The 21,736-nt window shown below is 73.5% G+C and carries 15 protein-coding genes and 2 pseudogenes; 9 read left to right on the top strand and 8 right to left on the bottom strand.

Annotated elements, in window-relative coordinates; all coding sequences use genetic code 11:
* Positions 1 to 206, bottom strand: a pseudogene (locus tag C2142_RS35280) (hypothetical protein); the annotation flags it as partial.
* A 173-nt stretch (positions 207 to 379) separates the two neighbouring features.
* Here C2142_RS35280 and C2142_RS35275 point away from each other — a divergent pair.
* The 5 genes from C2142_RS35275 to C2142_RS35255 all read left to right on the top strand — a co-directional run bounded on the left by C2142_RS35275 (position 380) and on the right by C2142_RS35255 (position 8,310).
* A complete protein-coding gene (locus tag C2142_RS35275; RefSeq protein ID WP_241002977.1) occupies positions 380 to 1,129 on the top strand; it encodes a hypothetical protein in 750 nt (249 codons plus the stop codon).
* Positions 1,130 to 1,345: 216 nt separating this feature from the next.
* The gene (locus C2142_RS35270; RefSeq protein WP_148646920.1) at positions 1,346 to 2,365 is read left to right on the top strand and encodes an NAD(P)-dependent alcohol dehydrogenase; all 1,020 of its coding nucleotides are present in this window, start codon (positions 1,346 to 1,348) and stop codon (positions 2,363 to 2,365) included.
* 163 nt (positions 2,366 to 2,528) lie between these two features.
* Positions 2,529 to 4,718, top strand: coding sequence for a restriction endonuclease (locus C2142_RS35265; protein ID WP_241002976.1), 2,190 nt, complete (start codon positions 2,529 to 2,531; stop codon positions 4,716 to 4,718).
* A 203-nt stretch (positions 4,719 to 4,921) separates the two neighbouring features.
* The gene (locus C2142_RS35260; RefSeq protein ID WP_148646918.1) at positions 4,922 to 5,692 is read left to right on the top strand and encodes an ABC transporter ATP-binding protein; all 771 of its coding nucleotides are present in this window, start codon (positions 4,922 to 4,924) and stop codon (positions 5,690 to 5,692) included.
* 56 nt (positions 5,693 to 5,748) lie between these two features.
* Complete coding sequence (locus C2142_RS35255; protein ID WP_148646917.1) at positions 5,749 to 8,310, top strand: ABC transporter permease; 2,562 nt, start codon at positions 5,749 to 5,751, stop codon at positions 8,308 to 8,310.
* A gap of 195 nt (positions 8,311 to 8,505) precedes the next feature.
* Here C2142_RS35255 and C2142_RS35250 read toward each other — a convergent pair whose 3' ends face one another.
* Positions 8,506 to 10,809, bottom strand: coding sequence for a collagenase (locus tag C2142_RS35250; RefSeq protein WP_241002975.1), 2,304 nt, complete (start codon positions 10,807 to 10,809; stop codon positions 8,506 to 8,508).
* 395 nt (positions 10,810 to 11,204) lie between these two features.
* On the opposite strand from C2142_RS35250, the gene C2142_RS35245 reads away from it, so the two are divergent.
* Entirely contained in the window at positions 11,205 to 11,906 is a 702-nt protein-coding gene (locus C2142_RS35245) for a ribonuclease H (protein ID WP_148646915.1), read from the top strand.
* A 100-nt stretch (positions 11,907 to 12,006) separates the two neighbouring features.
* Here the strand turns inward: C2142_RS35245 and C2142_RS35240 are convergent, their stop codons facing one another.
* On the bottom strand, positions 12,007 to 12,654 hold the full coding sequence (locus C2142_RS35240) for an HNH endonuclease family protein (RefSeq protein WP_148646914.1): 648 nt from the start codon (positions 12,652 to 12,654) through the stop codon (positions 12,007 to 12,009).
* A 200-nt stretch (positions 12,655 to 12,854) separates the two neighbouring features.
* Here C2142_RS35240 and C2142_RS40920 point away from each other — a divergent pair.
* Positions 12,855 to 13,211: pseudogene (locus C2142_RS40920) on the top strand (glycoside hydrolase family 15 protein); the annotation flags it as partial.
* Positions 13,212 to 13,370: 159 nt separating this feature from the next.
* On the opposite strand, the gene C2142_RS35235 reads toward C2142_RS40920, so the two are convergent.
* Positions 13,371 to 14,939, bottom strand: coding sequence for an MFS transporter (locus C2142_RS35235; RefSeq protein WP_148646913.1), 1,569 nt, complete (start codon positions 14,937 to 14,939; stop codon positions 13,371 to 13,373).
* A gap of 378 nt (positions 14,940 to 15,317) precedes the next feature.
* Between C2142_RS35235 and C2142_RS35230 the strand changes: the two genes are divergently transcribed.
* Together C2142_RS35230 and C2142_RS35225 are read left to right on the top strand one after the other, a co-directional pair.
* The gene (locus tag C2142_RS35230) at positions 15,318 to 16,190 is read left to right on the top strand and encodes a universal stress protein (protein WP_148646912.1); all 873 of its coding nucleotides are present in this window, start codon (positions 15,318 to 15,320) and stop codon (positions 16,188 to 16,190) included.
* A 116-nt stretch (positions 16,191 to 16,306) separates the two neighbouring features.
* Positions 16,307 to 16,588 (top strand): hypothetical protein, encoded by a 282-nt coding sequence (locus tag C2142_RS35225; protein ID WP_148646911.1) that lies wholly within the window; start codon positions 16,307 to 16,309, stop codon positions 16,586 to 16,588.
* Positions 16,589 to 16,694: 106 nt separating this feature from the next.
* On the opposite strand, the gene efeU is transcribed toward C2142_RS35225, so the two are convergent.
* The 4 genes from efeU to C2142_RS35205 all read right to left on the bottom strand — a co-directional run bounded on the left by efeU (position 16,695) and on the right by C2142_RS35205 (position 21,441).
* Entirely contained in the window at positions 16,695 to 17,546 is an 852-nt protein-coding gene (efeU, locus tag C2142_RS35220) for an iron uptake transporter permease EfeU (protein WP_148646910.1), read from the bottom strand.
* A gap of 33 nt (positions 17,547 to 17,579) precedes the next feature.
* A complete protein-coding gene (efeB, locus tag C2142_RS35215; protein WP_148646909.1) occupies positions 17,580 to 18,953 on the bottom strand; it encodes an iron uptake transporter deferrochelatase/peroxidase subunit in 1,374 nt (457 codons plus the stop codon).
* Positions 18,954 to 19,079: 126 nt separating this feature from the next.
* Positions 19,080 to 20,225 carry an iron uptake system protein EfeO gene (efeO, locus tag C2142_RS35210; RefSeq protein WP_148646908.1) on the bottom strand — a complete coding sequence of 382 codons (1,146 nt, stop codon included), beginning with the start codon at positions 20,223 to 20,225 and terminating at the stop codon, positions 19,080 to 19,082.
* Between the two features lie 391 nt (positions 20,226 to 20,616).
* Positions 20,617 to 21,441: an ATP-binding cassette domain-containing protein gene (locus C2142_RS35205; protein WP_148646907.1), complete on the bottom strand. Its 825-nt coding sequence runs from the start codon at positions 21,439 to 21,441 to the stop codon at positions 20,617 to 20,619.
* Positions 21,442 to 21,736: the final 295 nt, after the last annotated feature.

The raw sequence follows: 21,736 nt of genomic DNA, 5'->3' as shown, positions 1-21,736 counted from the left end.
GGGCAGGGCGTGCGCTCGGTGGCCCCGGCCAGCCAGGCACCCGTGCACCGCCGCGGCCCGGCCAGCAGCCAGCCGACGGACGCCCCCGGCACGACCGCCCGCTCGTGCACCCGGCGCCCGTTGACCGCGCTCAGCACCGGCCGGCCGTCCTGCCACTGAAGGCCGGTGGAGATCCACCCGCCACCCGTCCGCTGCGGTGCGTTCACGCCGTTCCCTTCCCGCGCGCCCCCGCTCCTGGCCCGCGCATACTCCCGTCCGAAGCAGCGAGGCTACCCGCCGCCTCTGACAACCGGGCCCGGGCAGCCGGTCCGGAGGGCCTTGAACAAGGCCCTCCGACCGATCCGGGGTCTCGCCCGGGCGCCGCTGGTACGGTCGCGCCATGATCGACGAAGCCCCCGAGCCGCAGCTCTCCGCCCCTCCCGTCGCCGCCCCTCCCGTCGCCGCCCCTCCCGTCGCCGAGGCTCCCGAGGCGCCCGGGGCCCGGCGTTCCCCCGGCCCGGTCTCGCCCGACGACCTCGCGCTCGTCCTGCGGCTCGCCGCCGCCACCCTGCGCGACGCACCGGCGGACGCCGACTGGTCCCGGGCGGCCGGGGCCGTCGACTGGGACTGCTGGACCACCGTCGAGCACCTGGCGGACGATCTGCTCGCCTACGCGGCCCAGCTCGGCCCGGACGCCCCGCCGCTCGACCGCTACGTCCCCTTCGTGTCCGTCCGTCGCTTCCCCGGCGGGCCCAACAGCTTCGTCTACGCGCAGCGCGAGGCCGGCCCGGCGGGGCTGGTCCAGGTGCTGGAGGCGAGCGGCGCGCTGATGGTCGCGATGGCCCGCACCGCGGCGCCCGGGACGCGCGCGTTCCACCCGTGGGGCGTCGCCGACCCGGCCGGGTTCACCGCGATGAGCCTCGTGGAGACGCTGGTCCACGTGCACGACGTCGCCCTGGGTCTCGGCCTGCCGTGGGAGCCCCCGGCCGACGTCTGCCACCGGACGCTCGCCCGGCTCTTCCCCGACGTCCCGCTCGACGCGGACGCCGGCCCGTGGCCGACCCTGCTCTGGGCCACCGGCCGCGCCGACCTCCCCGGCCGCCCGCGCCGGACCGACTGGCGCTGGTACGCGGAGGCCCGGGACGCGTAGGGCGGGTCCGGTGGTTCCCGACCGGCGGCGGCGCCGGTCGGGCAGGCGGGCAGGCGGGCAGGCGGGCAGGCGGGCAGGCGGGCAGGCGGGCAGGCGGACGGGATCGGACCGGCCCCCGTGGCTCACTCCCTCATTCCCCGGCGGGAATTGGCGCGCCGCCCGAACCCGTCGAGGATCGGTGCGAAGCAAGCAACCGCCACCGGGAAGGACTCCCCCATGCGCTCGTACCGTCTCGACAAGCCCGGCCACCCCGACGGTCTCGTCCTCCACCACGGCGAGCCTCCCACCCCCGGAGCGACCGAGGTCCTGGTGAAGGTGCACGCCGCGTCGCTCAACCGCCGGGACGCGCTGATCCTCTCCGGCCGCTACCCGCTGCCCGCCCGGCCGGGGGTGGTGGCGCTCAGCGACGGCGCGGGCGAGGTGGTGGCGACGGGGGCGGCGGTGACCAGGTTCCGCACGGGCGACCACGTCACCGGCAGCTACTTCCCCCGCTGGACCGACGGCCGGCTGCGCCCCGACCTCGCCGACCAGCTCGGCTGCACCGTCGACGGCCTGCTCACCGAGTACGCCGTCCTGGACGAGCAGGCGCTGGCGGCCGTGCCCGCCGGACTGGGCTGGGCCGAGGCGGCCTCGCTGACCTGCGCCGGGGTGGCCGCCTGGCGGGCGCTGACCGGCGGCGGGCCGCTCCTGGCCGGCCAGACCGTCCTGACCCTGGGCAGCGGCGACGTCTCGCTGTTCGCCGCGCAGTTCGCCAAGGTGCACGGCTGCCGGGTGATCGCCGTCAGCGGCAGCGACGCGGGGGCGGAGCGGCTCGCCGAAGTCGGCGCGGACCACGTGATCGACCGCCGGCGGACGCCCGAGTGGTCCGGCGAGGTGCGCCGGCTGACCGGGGGCGCGGGCGCCGACGTGGTGGTCGAGACCCACGGGCCGGCCACCATCGAGCAGTCCGTCCGCGCCGCCGCGCTGTACGGGCAGATCGTGCTGCTCTGGGTGGTCGGTGACCGGCCTGCCGCGCTGCGGATCACCGACGAGGCGTATGCGGGCTCGCTGGCGACCATCCGGCGCGAGTTCGTCGGCAGCCGCTCCGACCTGGAGGCGGTGATCCGGGCGGTCGACGTGCACGGGCTGCGGCCGGTCGTCGGGCGGGAGTTCGGCTTCGACGAGGTGCCGAAGGCGTACGGTCACTTCCTGGACCGCGGCACGGTCGGGAAGACGGTGATCCGGGTGGCCGGCTGACGCCGGGCCGGCCCGGACCGGCCGCGACCCGCACCCGCAGCCCCCGCAGGTCATGGGCGCTTGGCCGGTCCGCCCGTCCACGTTCTATTGTGGCGGGCGCGGCGGCGGCGCGGCCGGGAGGCGGCGCGCGGTGCCGCTCGGGCGCGGAGCGAAGGGGTGGACGGTGGCGGGGCGGCGGAACGACGGGGTGCTGGCGGTCTGGGCGGAGGCGCAGCGGCAGCAGCAGCGCCGGGAGGAGGCCCAGTGGCGTGCCCAGGCGGCCGAGCAGCGCCGGCGCGAGCGCGAGGCGCGCGAGGCGCAGCGGGCGGCGGCCAGGGGTGAGCGCGAGGCGCTGCGGGCGTACCAGCACTCCCGGGAGGCGGAGGCGTCCCAGCGGACGGCCGAACTGGACTCCCGGGTCGAGGAGTTGACGGGTCTGCTGGCAGCCGGTCTGGGCCGGCCGGCGTTCAGCCCGCAGGCGCTGCTGGCGCCGCGGACGCTGCCGGCCTTCGAGCCGGGCCGGCTCGGGGAGCCGGTGCCGATGCCGGACCAGGCGCAGTACCAGGTGCCGCCGCCGGATCCGGTGCAGGCGCGCAACCCGGGGGTCTGGCGGCAGTACGAGCAGTACGTGGCGCAGGCGCGGGCCCGGTTCGAGCAGGACTGGTACGCGGCGCAGGCGGCGGAGGCGGACCGGCAGCGGCGCCTGGCCGAGTATCACGGGCAGTATCTGGAGTGGGTGGCCCAGCACCGCCGTCAGGACACCGAACGGGCATCGCGCACGGAGGAGTTGCTGCGCCGGCTGCGCTCCGGCGAGGCGGAGGCGGTGCAGGAGTACTTCACCGCCGTGCTGTACGCCTCGGCGGGCTGGCCGGAGGGGTTCCCGCACCGGCTGGTCGCGGCCTGGGAGGCGTCGACGCGCCAGCTGGTGGTGAACTGGGAGCTGCCGGGCGCCGACGTCGTGCCGGCGAGCGCCCGGGTGCGGTACGTGAAGACCGACGACCGGGAGGCCGAGGTGGCCCGTCCGGCCACCGAGCGCAAGGCGCTGTACCGGGAGGTGCTGGCGCAGAGCGCACTGCGCGTGGTGACCGAGCTGTTCCGGGCGGACTCCGACGGGCTGCTGGCGTCGGTGGTGCTGAACGGCTTCGTGCGCGGCATCGACCCGGCGACCGGCCGTGAGGCGGAGCGGTTCCTGTCCACGGTGACGGTGGACCGGTCCGAGTTCGCCGGGCTGGCGCTGGACCGGGTGGCGGCCGTGGAGTGCTTCCAGGGGCTCGGCGGCGTCCTGTCGGCGCGGCCGGAGCGCCTGGACGAGGTGCGGCCGGACCGGCTGCCGGAGACGGTCGGCGGCAGCGTGGCGGGGCAGGGCGGCGAGGAGGAGCCGGACCTCTTCGAGATGGACCCGATCGAGTTCGAGGAGCTGATCGCCGAGCTGTTCCGGCTGCGCGGGTTCCGGGTGATGACGACGGCCCGCAGCGGGGACGCCGGGGTGGACGTGGTCGCGGAGGACCTCGACCCGGTGACCGGCGGACGGATCGTCATCCAGGCCAAGCGCTACCGTTCGACGGTCTCCCCCACCGCCGTGCGGGACCTCGACTCGACGGTGCGCCACCACGGCGCGATCAAGGGCATCCTGGTGACGACGGCCGGGTTCGGGCCGGGCTCGTACGACTACATCCGCAACAAGCCGCTCACGCTGGTGAGCGGTCCCGAGCTGGTCGAGCTGCTGGCCGAGCAGGGCCTGCGCGGACGCCTCGGGGGCGGCAACGGCAGCGGCCCCGCCCGGACCGGCGGGACCGGCTCCGGCGGCAGCGCCCCCGGGGCCGGCACCTCCGGCGGCGGCACCTCCGGGGCCGACGGCCGCCCGAGCCGCGTCCGGCTGTCCTGGCAGAGCCGGACGGCCGGCGGGGACGCCGTGGAGCTGGACGTCTCCGCGTTCCTCTGCGCCGGCGGGAAGGTGCTGACCGACGAGCACTTCGTCTTCTTCAACAACCCGCAGGACCCGGACGGCGCGGTCCGCCTGCACCCCACCTGCTCCGTCCCCGGCGAGCCGGTCCGCGCGGCCGAACTGACGCTGGATCCGGAACGGCTGCCGGCGGACGTGGACGCGGTGGTGATCGCGGTCTCCACCGAGGAGGAGGAGCCGCCCGCCCTGCCGCTCGGCTACGTCCACGGGCTGGCCCTGACGGCGGCCTGGGGCGCGGGCGCCGCCGGGCCGGAGCGCTGGCAGGCCGCCACCGGCGGGGTACCGGACACCGCCCTGCTGGTGGGAGCGTTCCAACGCAAGGGCGGCGGCTGGAAGTTCACTCCGGACGGGACGGCGGTGGCGGGCGGACTGGCCGGCCTCGCGGTGCGCTGGGGCGTCGCGGTCGAGTAGCGCGGCCCCGCCGCCGCGCGGACGTGCCTCAGGGGCGGGTGTCATACCTGAGGAGGAGAAGGCCCCCCGCCGTCCCGCCGGGATGGCGGGGGGCCACCGTCCCCCGGGCCGACACTTCCGGTGCGCACGGATTGGGAGGATTGAACGGAACACGATCTTCCGTGCCCGTTCGCACCCCTCCCCGTCCCCACAGGAGCACTCCCGTGACGATGTCCGCAACCGCCGTCCGCACCGGCCCGGCGGCCGCCCGCGCCACCGGCCTGAACAAGGTCTACGGGGAGGGGGAGACCCGCGTCGTCGCCCTCGACAACGTCAGCGTGACCTTCCCCCAGGGCGAGTTCACCGCCATCATGGGCCCCTCCGGCTCCGGCAAGTCCACCCTCATGCACTGCATGGCCGGCCTGGACACCGTCTCCTCCGGCTCCTCCACCATCGGCGACACCGAACTCGTCGGCCTCAAGGACAAGCAGCTCACCCAGCTGCGCCGCGACCACATCGGCTTCATCTTCCAGGCCTTCAACCTGCTCCCCACCCTGACCGCCCTGGAGAACATCACCCTCCCGATGGACATCGCCGGCCGCAAGGCCGACAAGGCCTGGCTGGACCGCGTGGTCGAGACCGTCGGCCTCTCCGGCCGCCTCTCCCACCGCCCCAGCCAGCTCTCCGGCGGCCAGCAGCAGCGCGTCGCCTGCGCCCGCGCCCTCGCCGGAAAGCCCGACATCATCTTCGCCGACGAACCGACCGGAAACCTCGACTCCCGCTCCGGCGCCGAAATCCTCTCCTTCCTGCGCAACTCCGTACGCGAACTCGGCCAGACCGTCGTCATGGTCACCCACGACCCGGTCGCCGCCGCCTACGCCGACCGCGTCGTCTTCCTCGCCGACGGCCGCATCGTCGACGAACTCACCGGCCCCACCGCCGACACCGTCCTGGACCGCATGCGCCGCTTCGACGCCAAGGGCCGCACCAGCTGACCCGGCCCCGCTGAACCGGCCGCCACCCCTCGGACTCCCCAGGACTGACACCCCCCATGTACCGCACCGCACTGCGCAACGTGCTGGCCCACAAGGGCCGACTGCTGATGACGGCGCTCTCCGTCATGCTCGGCACCGCCTTCGTCGCCGGCACGCTCGTCTTCACGGACACCCTCGGCAGCGCCCTGAGGTCCCAGAGCGCCAAGAGCTACACCGACATAGCCGTCACGGTCAGCGACCGCGGCGCCGTCAGCAACGGCTACGACCGTCGGGGCAAGGGCCCCACCGGGCCCACCCTCACCGAGGAGACCCGCAAGGCCGTCACCGCCCTGCCGGGCACCGCCGAGGCGCGCGGCGTGGTCAGCGGCTTCGCCGGCATCGCCGACCGGAAGGGCGCGCTGATCGGCAACGGCTTCTCCACCACCGGCACCAACTACGTGCCCGGCGCCGACGGCACCGACCCGCGCTACCCGCTGGTCGAGGGCCAGGGCCCGAAGAACGCCAAGGAGGTCGCGCTCGACCGCAGGACCGCCGAGAAGGGCGGCTACAAGGTCGGCGACACCGTCCGGGTGGCCGTCAACGGCCCGGTGATGGAGCTCAGGCTCACCGGCACCGTGAGCACCAACGACCCGCGCGTCGTCTCCGGCGGATCGCTCGCCGCCTTCGACACCGCGACCGCCCAGCAGCTCTACCTGACGCCTGGCCGGTTCGCCGAGATCGACGTCAAGGCCAAGCCCGGCGGCGACGACACCGCGCTGCTCGCCGCCGTCAAGCAGGCCGTCCCGCAGGGCGACTCGATCGAGGCCCGTACCGGCCGCGAACTCGCCGACGAGCAGGACCGCATGATCGAGGCGGGCACCAAGGGCATGAGCAGCGCGCTGCTGGTCTTCGCCGGCATCGCGCTCTTCGTCGGCATCTTCATCATCGCCAACACCTTCACCATGCTGGTCGCCCAGCGCACCAAGGAGCTCGCACTGCTGCGCGCCGTCGGTGCCGGACGCCGGCAGGTCACCCTCTCGGTGCTGATCGAGGCGCTGCTGATCGGCCTCACCGCCTCGGTGGCCGGGCTGCTCGCCGGCATCGGGATCGCCGCCGGGCTGCGCGCCCTGCTGAACGGGCCGCTGGAGGCCAACCTGCCGGACGGCCCGCTGGTGATCGGCCCGTCCACGGTGATCGCCACGGTCGGCGTCGGCGTCGTGGTGACCGTGCTGGCCGCCTGGCTGCCCGCCCTCCGGGCCTCCCGGATCGCCCCGGTGGCCGCGATGAGCTCCGCCGAGCAGCCGGCCACCCAGAAGAGCCTGCGGGTGCGCAACGCGATCGGCCTGCTGTTCGCCGCGGCCGGCATCGGCGGCCTGCTGGCCGGCTCGGCCGCCAAGGAGGTCAAGCTCGTCGGCCTCGGCGCCGGCGCCCTGCTGATCGGCGTCTTCGTCCTCACCCCGCTGCTCTCGCGGCCGCTGATCGCGATGTTCGCCCCGCTGCTGCGCCGGCTGTTCGGGACGCCGGGCAAGCTGGCCCGGGAGAACGCCGTCCGCAACCCGCGCCGCACCGCGGCGACCGCCTCGGCGCTCACCCTCGGCGTCACCCTCATCACCGCCCTGACCGTCGTCGGCGCCTCGGTGAACAAGGCCGTGGACGAGGCCACCGCGAGCGACATGAAGGCCGACTACACGGTGGCGATGGAGAACTTCTCCACGCTCTCCCCCGAGGTCGCCACCCAGATCGCCCGCACGCCCGGTGTCACCGCCATGAGCGTGATGCGCACCGTCGAGGTCGAGACCGGCACCGACGGCGACACCGACTGGCTCACCGGCGTGGACGCGAACACCATCGACCGGCTGGCCACCCTGAAGGTCGTGGAGGGCTCGGCCGACGCGCTCAAGCAGGGACAGCTGCTCTCCAGCCGGGGCTACGCCGAGCGCAACAACCTCAAGGTCGGCTCGACGCTGGCCGTCACCTACCCGGACGGCTCGCGCGGCACGCTGACCGTCGGCGGCCTGCTGGAGTCGAGCTCCGTGGTGTCCGGGCTGCTCGCGCCGGACGCCGTGGTCGGAGCGCACGCCTCGGCCGGCTCCGGTCTGGACAAGGTCCTGGTCAAGGGCGCCAACGGCGCGGACCCCAAGCTGAAGCAGGCGCTGCGCGACGCCACCGGCGGCAACCCGCTGATCGCCGTCAAGGGCGAGAAGGACATCAAGGCGGAGAACCGCCAGATGGTGACCGCCGTGCTGAACATCATGTACGGGCTGCTCGGCATGTCCGTGGTGATCGCGGTGCTGGGCGTCGTCAACACCATGGCGATGTCGGTGTTCGAGCGCCGCCGGGAGATCGGCATGCTGCGGGCGATCGGCCTGGACCGGCGCGGCATCGGCCGGATGGTCCGGCTGGAGTCGCTGGTGATCGCGTTGTTCGGCGGTGTGGTGGGCGTGCTGCTGGGCGTCGTGACCGCCTGGGCGGGCAACCGCACGATGGCGGGCACGTTCAAGAACATCACCACCGTGGTCCCGCCGGTCCAGGTGCTCGGGTTCCTGGTCGGCGCCGCGGTGATCGGCCTGCTGGCCGCCCTCGTGCCGGCCCGCCGGGCCGCCCGGATGGACATCCTGGGCGCGATCAAGAGCGAGTAGGCACCCCGGAGAAGGTGGAGCCCCCGGCCGGATCGGTTACCGGCCGGGGGCTCCGGCGTGCGGGCGCCGGGTTTGCGGGCGCTGGGGTGTCCGGTCGGCGCCGCGGGCGGACGACCGCGGGGAACGGACCCGCCCCGGGCGGAGCGCCGAAGCCCTCCGCCCGGGGCGGTCACCTGTCCGTTTCACCCGGTCGGGTCAGAATTCACTCGTGACGCTCACCCCGCTGAAGCCCTGCTGGGCGTAGAGGCTGAAGAAGACGTAGCCGGCGGGCGGGTTGGTCACGGTCAGGGTCTCGGAGTTGCCCGGGCCGGCCGAGCGCGTGGCATAGGAGTTGGTGTACGCCCAGCCGCCCGGGTTGTAGTAGAGGTCGCCGTTACCGGTGCCGCCACTGGTGGTGATCTTCACCTGCCGGGTGCCGGCCGGCACCAGCAGGTAGAAGTGCGCGTAGTTGCCCGTGGTGGCCGCGACGTTGCTGCGACCGCAGTTGGCGTCCAGCTGGCGGGTGTCGGCGGCCGTGCACTCCGGCAGCTGCGGCGTGGTGCCGTCGGCGGCGCAGGCGCCGTTCGCGCACCTGGTCAGCCAGCTGTCGAAGTCGGCGTCGTAGCGGGTGCCGATGGTGGTCTTGAGCAGGGTGCGGGCCCCGTCCCAGTCCCCCGCCCGGTACTTGGCGAGAACGGCGTCCATGTCGGAACGGTGCTGCTCCAGCATGTAGCGGACGGCGAGGTAGCCCCAGCGGTAGACGCGGTCCTGGTCCCCGTAGGCGGTGTCGAAGAGGTCGCTCAGCTTGTAGGTGTGGCGGGCGGCGGCCTCGATGGCGGCGTCGTTGCTGACCTTGCGGTACGAGTAGGAGACGTACTCGGCGAAGCCCTCGACCCACCAGACGGTCGGGGTCTTCATGCCGGCGTTGAAGTCGCCGTACATGTCGAACCGGCCGTCGAGGTAGTGGGTGTACTCGTGGTTGAGGTTCCAGATCTGGAAGTCCGGGCGGGCCCACTCGGCCTCGTAGCAGAGGAAGCGCGGCTGGTTGCCGGCCGTGGCCGGGTTGCCCTCCAGGTACATGCCGCCGTTGTTGGTGTCGATGCCGTAGATGGCGGCGGCGAGCACCTGGTAGTCGAGCGAGGAGTGGAAGACCACGACCTCGATCGTGTTGTTCCCGTCGTCCTTGACCGGGCCGTTGTCCTTGGCCACCGAGTGGAAGAACGCGTCCTGGCCGGTCAGGCTGGTGCAGGCGGTGCCCAGCTGGGTGTTGTCCAGCGCCTGGGCGATCAGCTTGATGCTCGGGCTGCAGGTGTAGTTCACCTTCAGCACGCCCGCCTTGAGCTGGTCGGCGCTGTTGCAGGTGCCGTAGTACGAGCAGTTGCCGGCGTCGTAGTAGCCGACCGCCTCGGCGACCGCGGCCCACTGGTGGACGGTGCGGCCGTTCGGCGCCGAGTTCGCGGCCAGCGCCTTGACGAGCGGGCGGACCTTGGGCTGGAGCGCCGTGTCCTTGAGGAAGCGGCCGAGCTCCTTGGTCGCGTTGTAGGGCAGCACGTCGAAGTCGCCGCCGAGCAGGTCGTTGTTGCGGGTGGCGAAGCCGGACAGCGTGTCCAGCACGCTCGGGTCGGCCTCGACGGCCGCGTCGAAGCCGGGCACCTGGTGGCCGCGGAACAGCACGGTGAACACCGGGTTCACCGACCACGCCATGCCGGCGGGGTTCCAGGTGGCGCTGTTGTAGTCGCCCAGCAGCCGCTTGACCACCGGGAGGTAGCGGATGTTCTCCTGCGCGCTGTCGATCAGCGTGACGGCCTCGCCCAGGATGGGTGCGTTGCCCGCGGTGACGTCACGCACGTGCGCGGCGGCGAAGAAGGCGTCCAGCCCGGAACGGGCCGCGGTCTGGAGGGCGGGGCCGTAGGGGCCGACGTCGTCCTTGTGGTACCACTGCGCGAAGTATCCGGCGCGCAGGTAGAGCACCAGCTGTTCGACGGAGGTCGAGTTGTCGCCCGGGTAGGAGCCGGCCGCGTCGCGCAGGGCGTACGACACGGTGGTCATCTGCTCCTCGCGGAACGCGCCCCGTGCGTTGGCGCCGGTGAGCTGGAAGAGCCCGTTGATGCACTGGAGGTCGGCGGCCTTGATGTGCTGGACCAGGTCGCTGCCCGTCCGGCCGGTGAAGTCGCCGACGTTGCAGGTCTGCCCGGCCGCCGCCGCACCGAGGCCGAAGGCCTTGGCGGTCGGCACGGCCTTGGTGGTCGGCCGGACCTCGGCCGGCCGGGTGTCGAGCGGGAGCGGCGCGCGCTGGTCGGCCGGGGTGGACTGACGGTCACCGTCGCCGTGCCCGGGGGCGTCGGTGGCGGGCTGCGGCGCCAGTGCGGCGAGGGTGGCGGGGGTGGGGGACGCCTTGCCGGGCGCGACGGGCGCGGCCTGGCTGCGCGGGGCGAACAGACCGACCGTCAGGAACAGGGTCAGGGCGAGCGTCAGGAGTCGTGCCAGCTGCGGTAGTCGCAACAGACGTGCGGAGCTCACGTGGGGGCCTCCGGGCCGTCGTCGGCCACGCTGGGGGGCGCGGCCGGAGTGTGGGGGGCGAGGACCGTCGGCAACGGTGCCGCGTGGGGCGGCTCCGTCGCGTACGCGGTGGGGATGTGACATGTACAATTGCACACGTCACACGGTGTTGAGAAGTCCTCAAGCGGTGCGCAGTTCATGGGGAAACCGCAAAGGGATCGTGGTGGTGATCTGCACGTCGGCCTGGTCCGCTCCGCAGGCCGGGCCGGGCGGCGGCCTGCACCGGGGCGGCGCGAGAGTCCGGGCCGGGGCGGCGCGGAAGTCCGGGCCGGCCGACCCCGTCCGGTCGTGGCCGCCGGGCGGGCGGCCGCACGACGTGGTCCGCAGAGGTGCCGACGGCCTGGCATGATCGCCGTATGAACGACCGAATCATCGCCGCCTGTGACGGGGCGGCCAAGGGAAACCCGGGCCCGGCGGCCTGGGCCTACGTGGTGGCGGACAGCGCCGGGGCACCGCAGCGCTGGGAGGCCGGCCCGCTGGGGCACAGCACCAACAACGTGGGCGAACTCACGGCGCTGGAGCGGCTGCTGGCCGCCACGGACCCCGCCGTGCCGCTGGAGGTCCGGCTGGACAGCACGTACACGCGTGATTCGGTGACGAAGTGGCTGAAGGGCTGGAAGCGCAACGGCTGGAAGACCGCCGCCGGAAAGCCGGTGGCCAACCAGGAGCTGATCCAGCGGATCGACGGGCTCCTGGACGGGCGGGACGTCACGTTCGTCTACGTGCCCGCCCACCAGGTGGACGGCGATCCGCTGAACGCCCTGGCCGACAAGGCCGCCAGTGACGCCGCCCGGACCCAGGAGGCCGCCGGCGGGACCGCGGCCGACCTCCCCGTTCCCGACCCGGCCCCGAGCACCCCCTCCCGGAGCGGTGCCGCCCGGAGCGGACGCACCGCCTCCCCGTCCACAGCGAAGCGCCGGTCCTCGGGCGGTGCGCCGTCGCTGGCCGCGCGTTTCCCCGGCACCTGCCCGTGCACCCGGCCGTACGCCAAGGGGGACCGGATCACCAAGGTGGGCGGCGGTTGGGGACACCCGGAGTGCGCGGCCGCGCAGGGGTGAGCGCCACCGCCGATGGTGGAGCCCCCGGCCGGATCGGGTACCGGCCGGGGGCTCCGGCTCTGGGGCGGGACAAACGTTTCGTCAGCAGCCGTCGAGGATGTCAGCAGCCGTTGAGGATCGAGGTCAGCGCGCTCTTCTCGGCGCTGTCGACGTTCAGCCCGTAGAAGTACTTCACCTGCACCCAGGCGCGGGCGTAGGTACAGCGGTAGGACGCCTGCGGCAGCCAGTTGGCCGGGTCCTGGTCGCCCTTGGTGCGGTTGGAGCTCGCGGAGACGGCGAGCAGCTGCGGGCGGGTGAGGTCGTTGGCGAAGGCCTTGCGCTGGTCGGTGGTCCAGGCCCAGGCGCCGGAGCGCCAGGCCTCGGCGAGCGGCACCAGGTGGTCGATGTCGAAGGAGGAGGCGCTGGTGGTGGTGACGTTGTCGTACACCGAGGTCCAACTGCCGCTCACGGAGGCGCAGCTGGAGTCGGTCACCACACCGCTGCCGTCGCGCTTGAGGACGGTCTCGCGGGTGTTGCAGGTGCCGGAGATGGTGATCCAGTGCGGGAACAGCGTCCGGTCGTAGGTGTCGGCGTGGGACTCAGCGGCCACCGCGATCGAGGCCAGGTACGAACGGGCGGTGGCGGCCGAGACCGGGGCGGGCAGGGCGGCCTGGGCGGTGCCGGCGCCGGCCAGCAGGGTGGTGAGGGCGAGCAGCAGGGCGCCGGTGGCGGCGGCCAGGGCACGGCGGGGCGTGCGTATCGCAGGCATGCGGGGGACTCCAGGGTCGGTGTGAGGGCAGGCGGAAGCCCCCGGGCGGAGCGGCCCGGGCTGGTAACCAGCATGGCGCGTCAGGGGTTTACGCGGGTAGACCCTAGAGGTGAACTTTTGAGTGAGAGTCAGCTCACAGCGTCCGGCAGGCAGGGAAGGGCACCGACCGGCGGGCGGGGAAGGGCACCGGCCGGCCCGCGGTGACCCGCGCTGGGACGACCGGTGGGCGGGCCCGAGCTGCGCCGACCGGTGGGCGGACATGGGCTGGGACGGTCGCTGCGGAGGAACCGGAGACCCCCGTGCGGCTCCGCGCCTCCACGTCCCGGGGCCGCCGGCGCGACATGGTCAACTGCTCGGCCGTCACCCTCAAGCCGCTCACCTACGCGCCGTCCGGGGCCCGATCTCCGCAGCCGCCACGGGGCCTGCCCGAGCAGATCGGCGGCGAGCGGAACCGGGACCACCGCTGCACCGGGATCCGCGACGCCTCGCTCTCCGTCCGGGCCCTGATCGACCTCGGCTTCACCGACGAGGCGCACGCCTTCCGCCGGTGGCTGCGGGACCGCCTACGGGCCGGCGGCACCGCCTCGGGCGGGCCGCCGCAGATCAGGCACCGGGTGGACGGCGAACCGCACCTGGCCAAGGAGACCCGCTGCGTCGAGGCGCTCGCCCGCGCGCGGGCAGGCCCGACCAGGCGCGCTACGCCTTCGACAGGATGCTCAGCTACGCGAACCACGTCGGCGAGTTCGCCGAGGAGACCGGCCCGTCGGGCGGGCAACTCGGTAGCTTCCCCAGGCGTTCACCCACTCGCGCCGGTGGCGGCGGCCCGCGCCCTCGACGAGCAGCCCGACCGCGCGCAACGGTGACGGGTCGCGGTCACCCCGGCCCGCGGGCGGCAGCCCCGCCCCCGGCGCCGGGGAGCGCGGCAGCAGGGCCGCCGACACGAGGCCCACCACGGCCGCTCCCGCCAGCACGGCCATCGCGGCGGCGTAGGCGTTGCTGGAGAGCCCTGCGACCAGGATCGTCCCGGCGACGGCCGTGCCGAAGGACGAACCGAGGTTGGAGATGCTGCGGGACAGCCCGGAGATCTCCCCCTGCCGTTCCTCGGGGAACGCGGACTGCACGACGTTGACCGACGGGGTGAGCATGACCCCGAGGCCGAGGCCGATCAGCAGCAGTCCGGGGGCGAAGGCCCATGCCCCCGGGGTGCCGGCGACCAGGGCGATCAGCACGCCGACGCCGACGACGGTCAGGACGAAGCCCGCCATGATCAGGGTCCGCTGCGGGAACCGCCGCGCGAGGCGCTCCGCGGCCAGCGAGGAGACGAGCAGGCCGAGCGTGGCCGCCGTGAAGATCACACCGGTCTGGACGGCGTCGTAGCCGCGGACCACCTGGAGGTACGTCGCCACGGTGAACGACGTCCCCATGAGCACCAGCCACTGGGCGTTCTGGGTGACCAGGCCGAGGTTGGAGACCCGGCTGCGGAACAGGCTGGTGGAGAGCAGCGGTTCCCGCCCGGCCCGTTCCTCCGCACGGATCCGGTGCACGAACCAGGCCAGCACCAGTGCGCCGCCGACGACCAGGCCGGCCGTCAGCCAGAGGTTGTTGTCGGCGGCGAGGATGCCCAGGACGACCAGCACCAGGCCGGCCGCAGACAGCACTGCTCCGCCGAGGTCGAACGGCCGGGTGGGATCGGGCGGCAGAGGGTCCACGAGCGAGCGGCTGAGCAGGACGATCACCGCGATCACCAGGGCCTGGAAGACGAACGCCGCCCGCCAGCTGAGCACCGAGGTGATCAGCCCGCCGATCAAGGGCCCCGCCGCGGCGCCGATCCCGCCCAGGGCCATGATGGTCCCGAACGCCCGCGCCCGGGCGGTCAGGTCCTCGAAGAGCAGCGTGGTGAGGATGTAGACGGGCGGGATCAGCAGCGCCGTGCCGACACCCTCGAAGATCGAGTTGCCCAGGATCAGCACCCCGAGCCCCGGCGAGACGGCGCTCAGCACCGCACCGATCCCGTAGATCACCAGTCCGAGCAGGAAGCAGCGCTTGCGCCCCCAGCGGTCGGTCAGCTTGCCACCCGGAATCATCAGGGCGGCCATGACCAGCAGGAACACGGTGATCGCCACCTGCACGCCCTGAACGGTGGTGTCCAGGTCCTGGCTGATGTCGTTGATCATCACGTTCATGTTCGAGCCCGCGAAGCTGCAGATGAACTGTGCCAGCGCGAGCGGCGCGAGCACCCGCCGCTGCGCTCCGGTCGGCCTGACCGGCTGGTCCGCTGCGGTCATGCCCCGCCCTTTCCGGAGGTCGCGACGGTCTTCAGGGGTCACCGGCGGTGCGGTGGGCCGGGTTGCGGGCCCGCCGCGGTGCTGCGGGCCGGGTTGCCGGACCGCCCCGGGACCGGGCCGGGACCGGGCCGCCCGACGGCGGCACCGTTCGGTGGCATCCCCACCATGGCGGGGACGGGCGGCTCGTGCGCGTCATGCCCGCATCCGGGTGACCCGTCCGGCCCCGGCACGGCCTCGCCGCGGCCCCGGCGGCGTCCCCGCTGCGGCGGCGGCCCGGCGGCCCGGCGGAGCCCCCGGACCTACACTGGGTTGGCGTACTGACGGGCCGGGACTGCGTTGGCGTACTGACGGGCCGGGCGGCCCTGTTGGGAGGACCTCATGGCATCGAGCAGCCGGCGTCGCCCGATCGTGCTGGGCGTTGACGCCTCGGCCCCCCGCTCCCCCGCCGTCCTCTGGGCCGCGCAGGAGGCCGCGCAGCGCGGGGCGCCGCTGCGGATGGTCCACGCCTCGCTCCCCATGGAGGTCGACCTCCGCGGGTGGGAGGAGTCCGACCACCACAAGGCCCTGCGGCGGCAGGGCGAGGAGGCGCTCGACGAGGCGTCGGCGCTGGTCCGCGACCACCACCCCGGCCTGGAGCTGAGCATCCGGCTGGTGGGCGAGCACCCCGCCCCGGCGCTGTGCCGAGAGTCGGAGGACGCGGAGCTCGTCGTGGTCGGCTCGCGCGGGCTGAAGCGGTGGGACGAGATGCTGAGCACCTACTCCGTGGCGGTGCCGGTGTCCGCCCGGAGTCACTGCCCGGTCGCCGTGGTCCGCGTGGCGGGGGCCCCGCCGCCCGGGCCGGAACGCCGGGTCGTCGTCGGCTCCGACGGCAGCCCCGACGCCCGCCACGCCATCGGCTTCGCCGCCGACCTCGCCGCCCGCCACGGGGCGTCCCTGCACGTCGTCCACGTCTGGAAGGCGCCGCTGCTGGTCCCCGTCGACGAGGAGTCCGTCCTGGCGGAGCTCGGCCGGTCCCTCCGGGAGAGCACCGGCGGCCTGTCCGCGGACTTCCCGGACGTGCCGCTCGTCCACGAGGTCCTGGTCGGGCACCCCGTCGAAACACTCTCCGCCGCCGCCGACCGGGCGCTCGCGGTCGTGGTCGGCCGCCACGGGGACGGCGGGTTCACCGGCAGGCATCTCGGGTCCGTGGCCCACGGCCTGATCCACCACTCGCTCTCCCCCGTGATCACCGTCCCGCTGCCCGCCGGCTGACGACGGCCGGGGCCGGGCCCTGCGGCGGGCCCGGGGCCCGGCCCCGGCCGGACCGTCGGTGGTGCGTGCGAGGATGGCCCGGCCGGGCGACGCCCGGGGGACCGACAGGGGGCGCGATGGACCGGATCAGGATCACGGGCGAGGACCCGGACGGGCACCAGCACGTCGTGAGGGTCGTCTCGCGCCGGCACAACCAGGAACGGGTGGTCTGCGACAGCTGCGGCTACAGCAGGTGGTCGGCGATCGGAGCCCGGGACAAGGCCGAGCGGCACCTCGCCGAGTCGCACGACGCGGAGTACTTCCGGCAGGAGCACGCGCCCGGGTGGTGGGTGGCGACGGCGATCGGCCTGATCGGCTTCGTCGCCTTCCTGTTCAGCCCGTACGGCTTCTTCCACTGAGAAGACACCTGCGACGACACCTGGGACGGCGCCGCCCCGCCGGAACGACACCGCCCCGCCGGGCGGTGGCCGGGCGGGGCGGTGGAACGAGCGGTGCGGCAGGGCCTCAGGCGGCCGACTTCGCGGAGCCGGTCTTCGGTGCGACCGGCTTGGCCGGCCGGCCGCCGAAGACGCCGAAGAAGAAGGCCAGCGTCGGGATCAGGTACGCCGCCCAGACGGCCAGCTGGAGCACGGTCGGGTCCGGCTGGAAGTTGAACACGCCCTTCAGCAGGGTCCCGTACCAGCTGTCCTTCGGGATGGTGCTGCTGACGTCGAAGGCCAGGTCGTGCAGGCCGCCGAACCAACCGGCCTCCTGCAGGTCGTGCACGCCGTACGCCAGCACACCGGCGGCGACGACGACGAGCATGGCGCCGGTCCAGGTGAAGAACTTGGCCAGGTTGATCTTCAGTGCGCCGCGGTAGAAGAGCCAGCCGAGCACCACCGAGGTGAGCAGGCCCAGCGCCGCACCGATGACCGGGTTGTAGCCGTCGTTGGTGGCCTGCACCGCCGACCAGATGAACAGCGCCGTCTCCAGCCCCTCGCGGCCGACGGCCAGGAAGGAGGTGACCACGAGCGCGACGGTGCCCATGGCGAGCGCCGCGTCGAGCTTGCCGTGCAACTCGGTCTTCAGATGACGGGCGGTGCGGCGCATCCAGAACACCATCCAGGTGACCAGGCCGACCGAGAGGATCGACAGCGTGCCGCCGAGCGCCTCCTGCGCCTCGAAGGTCAGCTGCGACGAGCCGAACTGGAGGACGGCGCCGAACGCCATGCTCAGCACCACGGCCGCCGTGATGCCGCCCCAGACCGGCGCGAGCTTGTCCTTGCGGTCGGTCTTGACCAGATAGGCGATCAGGATGCAGACGACGAGGCTGGCTTCGAGGCCCTCGCGCAGGCCGATCAGGTAGTTGCCGAACACGGCACTCTCCTCGGGGTTCGAACGGGACGGGGATCAGCCGAAGAGGGCTTGGCCCCACCACTCGCCGGGCTTGCGGACGCCCGCCGGGCAGGCGAAGTGGGCGGAGCCGACGTGCTGGATGTACTCGTTGAGCTTGTCGCTGGAGGCGAGGCGCTGCTGGAGCGGGACGAACGCCTTGCGGCTGTCGCGCTGGTAGGCGAGGAAGAAGAGACCGGCGTCCAGGCGGCCGAGGCCGTCCGTCCCGTCGGTGAAGGAGAAACCGCGGCGCAGGATCATCAGGCCGTCGTTGCTGTCCGGGTGGGCGAGGCGCACGTGCGAGTCCTCGGGCATCGCCTTGAGGTCCGGCGCGTCGTGCTCCTTCGGCTTCCCGTACGGGGCGCCCTCGCCCTTGGTGCGGCCGAAGACGTCCTCCTGCTCCTTGAGCGAGGTGCGGTCCCAGGTCTCGATGTGCATCCGGATGCGACGGGCGACCAGGTAGGAGCCGCCGGTCATCCAGTCCGGGCCCTCGCCGGGGCCGACCCAGACGTGCTCGGCGAGCTTGGCCGTGTCGGTGCCGGCGATGTTGTGGGTGCCGTCCTTGAAACCCATCATGTTGCGCGGGGTCTGCGCGTCCGGGGTGGTGGAGGAGGTCTTGCCGAAGCCCAGCTGCGACCAGCGGATGTTGACCGTGCCCATGCCGATCCGGGCCAGGTTGCGGATCGCGTGCACGGCGACCTGCGGGTCGTCCGCGCAGGCCTGGATGCAGATGTCGCCGCCGCTGCGCTGCGGGTCGAGCTTGTCGCCCTTGAAGTTCGGCAGGTCGATCAGGGCCTCGGGGCGCTTGGCCTTGAGGCCGAAGCGGTCCACGCCGTCCTTCTCGAACAGGGACGGGCCGAAGCCGATGGTGAGGGTGAGCCGGCAGGCGGGCAGGCCCATCGCCTCGCCGGTGTCGTCCGGCGGAGCCTGCGGAAGGCCGCTGGCGGCGCCGCTGCCGACCTCGCGCCCGCCGGTCATCGCGGCGGCGGCCTTCGTCCACTCCTTCAGCATCTTCACCAGCGACTCGCGGGTGGCCGTGGCCGAGACGTCGAAGGCGGCGAAGTGCAGCCGGTCCTGGACCGGGGTGGAGATGCCGGACTGGTTGTCGCCGTAGAACGGGATGTCCCCCGCGGTGGCGGCGGCGGTCGCCGGGGCCGGGTCGTCCTGCCGGGTGGCGGCGGCGACCGAGCCGACGCCGGCTGCGCCGAGGGCGACCCCGGCGCCCGCCCAGCCGATCACGGCGCGGCGGCTGACCGGGCCCCGGGCGGCACCGTCCTGGCCGGCGGCGGTCGCACCGGCGGTGGCGGCAGCGGACTCGGAGGCGGTGGTGGGGGTGGCAGCGGCGTCGGAGGCGGCCGGAGTCCCGGTCTGCTGCTCGTTCTCGGCGTCCATCGGCGGGCGGGCCCTTCTCTGTACTGAACTCACGGATGCCGTGGCGGCCGATCGGGCCGCCACGGCGGTGTGGTGGAGGTGTGGTGCTCTGCTGGGCCGCCCCGATCGGGACCGGCCGGGCGGGTACTACTTGACGACCACCGCGGCACCCAGCTTCGACAGCGGCTCGCCCAGCGAGTTCACCGCGTCGGAGAAGGTCTTGCGCTCGGCCTCGGTCACCTTGTCGTACGAGGTGAAGGTGCCGTCGGCCTGCTTGTACTTGGCGAGCAGCGCCTGGATCGCGGCGAACTCCGAGTCCAGGGTCTTGGCCAGCTCGGTGTCCTTCTCCGAGGCGACCGGCTTCAGCAGCTCGTAGGCCTTCTGCGCGCCCTCGACGTTGGCCTGGAAGTCGGCGAGGTCCGTGTGGCTGTAACGGTCCTCCTCACCGGTGATCTTGTTGGTGGCGACCTCGTCCAGCAGTTCCTTGGCGCCGTTGGCCATGCTGGTCGCGGTGATCTCGGCCTCGGGGATCTTCTTCTGCCAGTCCTTCAGGTCGGCGACCAGCTGGTCGGCGAGCTTCTGCTCGTCGTCACCGATCTTGGCGTCGGCCCAGAGCGACTTCTCCAGCTTGTGCCAGCCGGTCCACTGCTGGCCGGGCTCCAGCTTGTCCTCGCGGGTGTCGGTCTTCGGGTCGACGTCACCGAAGCTCTCGGCGACCGGCTCGGTGCGCTCCCAGCCGGTGCGCGAGGCCGCGTACAGCGACTTGGCCTTCTCCACGTCGCCGGCCTTGATCGCGGCGGCGAAGGCCTCGACGGCCGGGATGGTGGCGTCGGCCTGCTCCTGCGCGTACTTGCGGTAGGCGTCGACGGCGGCGGTCAGGCGCGGGTCGGCCGGGGCGGCCTGGGCGGAGGCGTCACCGGTGACGGTGATCTTCTGGCGGATGCCGTCGCCGACCATGCCGGGCTTGCAGGCGACCTCGTACGAGCCGGCCTTGATCTCGGCGTTGATCGTCGCCTTGGTGCCGGGGCCGATGTTCTCGCGCTCGGTGATGATCTTGTCGCCGTCGCCGTAGACGTAGACCTCGGTGGTCTTCGAACCCTTGTTGGCGATGTCGATCACGACGTGGCCGGCCGGGAAGCTGGTCTTGGAGACCTCGCAGGCCGTGTCGGTGGCGTTCACCTTCACGGCGTCGGCGGACGCCTTGTCGTCCTTCTTCTGCGAGCAACCGGCCAGAGCGGCGGTTGCCACAGCGAGGGTGAGCAGCGTGGCTGCGGTGGAACGACGGGCGGACATGAAGGCTCCAGCGGGAGGGCAGGGTGAACCAGGGCAGGGCTGAGCGTGGATACGGGAACCGGAGCCACCCGGTGCCCCCACCCACTTAGCTAAGGCATACCTTAGAGATATCTGATTTTGCCGTCTACACCGCCCCCCGTTCGCCGTCCTCGCAGGTGGGGACGGCCCTTGGCAGCGGCGTGTCGTCAGCCCACCGACGAATTCCGGCCACCACCCGCCGAACGGCGGGGTTGACCTCGTCCGCCTCCTCTGTTCCGCCTGCTCCTGGCGTTCCTCCCGCCCCTCCCAGCCCTCGCGGTTCGCGCGGTTCGCGCGGTTCGCGCGGTTCGCGCCCCGTGCGGTTCGCGGTTCGCGCAGTTCGCGGTTCGCGCGGTTCGCGCCTCGTGCGGTGTCAGCGCTCCGGCGTACGGCGGGTGGCGGCGCGGGCGGTCCAACGGCCCTCGTGACGGCTGATCCGGATCGGGTGGCCGAAGCAGGCACTGATCAGCTCGGTGGTCATCACCTCGTCCACCGGCCCGGCCGCGAGGCACTCGCCCTCGCGCAGCAGCAGCGCGTGGGTGGTGCTCTCCGGCAGTTCCTCCAGGTGGTGCGTCACCAGCACGCTGGCCAGCTCCGGATGCTGGTGGCGCAGCAGGTCCAGGCTGTCCAGCAGCAACTCGCGGGCGGTGAGGTCGAGTCCGGTGGCGGGCTCGTCGAGCAGCAGCAGACGGGGGCTGGGCATCAGCGCGCGGGCGATCAGGGCGCGGCCGCGCTCGCCCTGGGAGAGCGTGGTCCAGGGGGACTCGGCCATCGCGGTCATGCCGAGGGTCGCGATCAGCTGCTCGGCCCGGTCGAGCTCCTCGGAGGCGGGCTTGCGGTTGAGGTCCGGCTCGATGGTGTTGCCGGTACCGGTGAGCACGACCTCGCGGACGGTCAGCGGCGAGCGCAGCGGGTGACGCGGGTTCACATGGCCCAGGTGGGCACGGAGTTCACGGATGTCGACCCGGCCGAGCCGGCGGCCGAGCACGTCCACCTCGCCGCGGGTGGGGTGGGAGACCGCACCGAGCAGGCCGAGCAGGGTGGACTTGCCCGCGCCGTTGGGGCCGAGCAGCGCCCAGTGCTGACCGGGCTCGATGGCCAGGGTGATCCCGCGCAGCAGGTGGCGGCCGTCGCGGACGACATCGACGTCCCGGGTGCGCAGCAGCGGGCCGGTGGGCAGCGGGTCGGACGTACTCATGGCGGGCGGTCCTCCGGGGGTCGGTGCCGGGCAGGGGTGCGGATGCGGCGCCGCGCCGGGCGGGCAGGCACCGACCGTCCGCGTGCAGAGTACAACCATCGGCAGGGTGGAGGCCCGGCACGTCCGAGGGGCGGACGGGGCGGGCGGGCCGGGACGGGCAGGGCCCGCAGGGAACGGGCGGGACGGGCGGGGTGGACGGCACGGACGGGGTGGACGGCACGGACGGGCGGCGAGTGACCAGGACGGCGGGGGCGGACGGCACTTGCGAGGGGGCGTGCGCGAGGCGGTCGTTCGC

Source organism: Streptomyces sp. CB01881 (assembly GCF_002953255.1).
Taxonomy (GTDB): domain Bacteria; phylum Actinomycetota; class Actinomycetes; order Streptomycetales; family Streptomycetaceae; genus Kitasatospora.
This window is presented reverse-complemented; position numbering and strand designations above follow the sequence as displayed.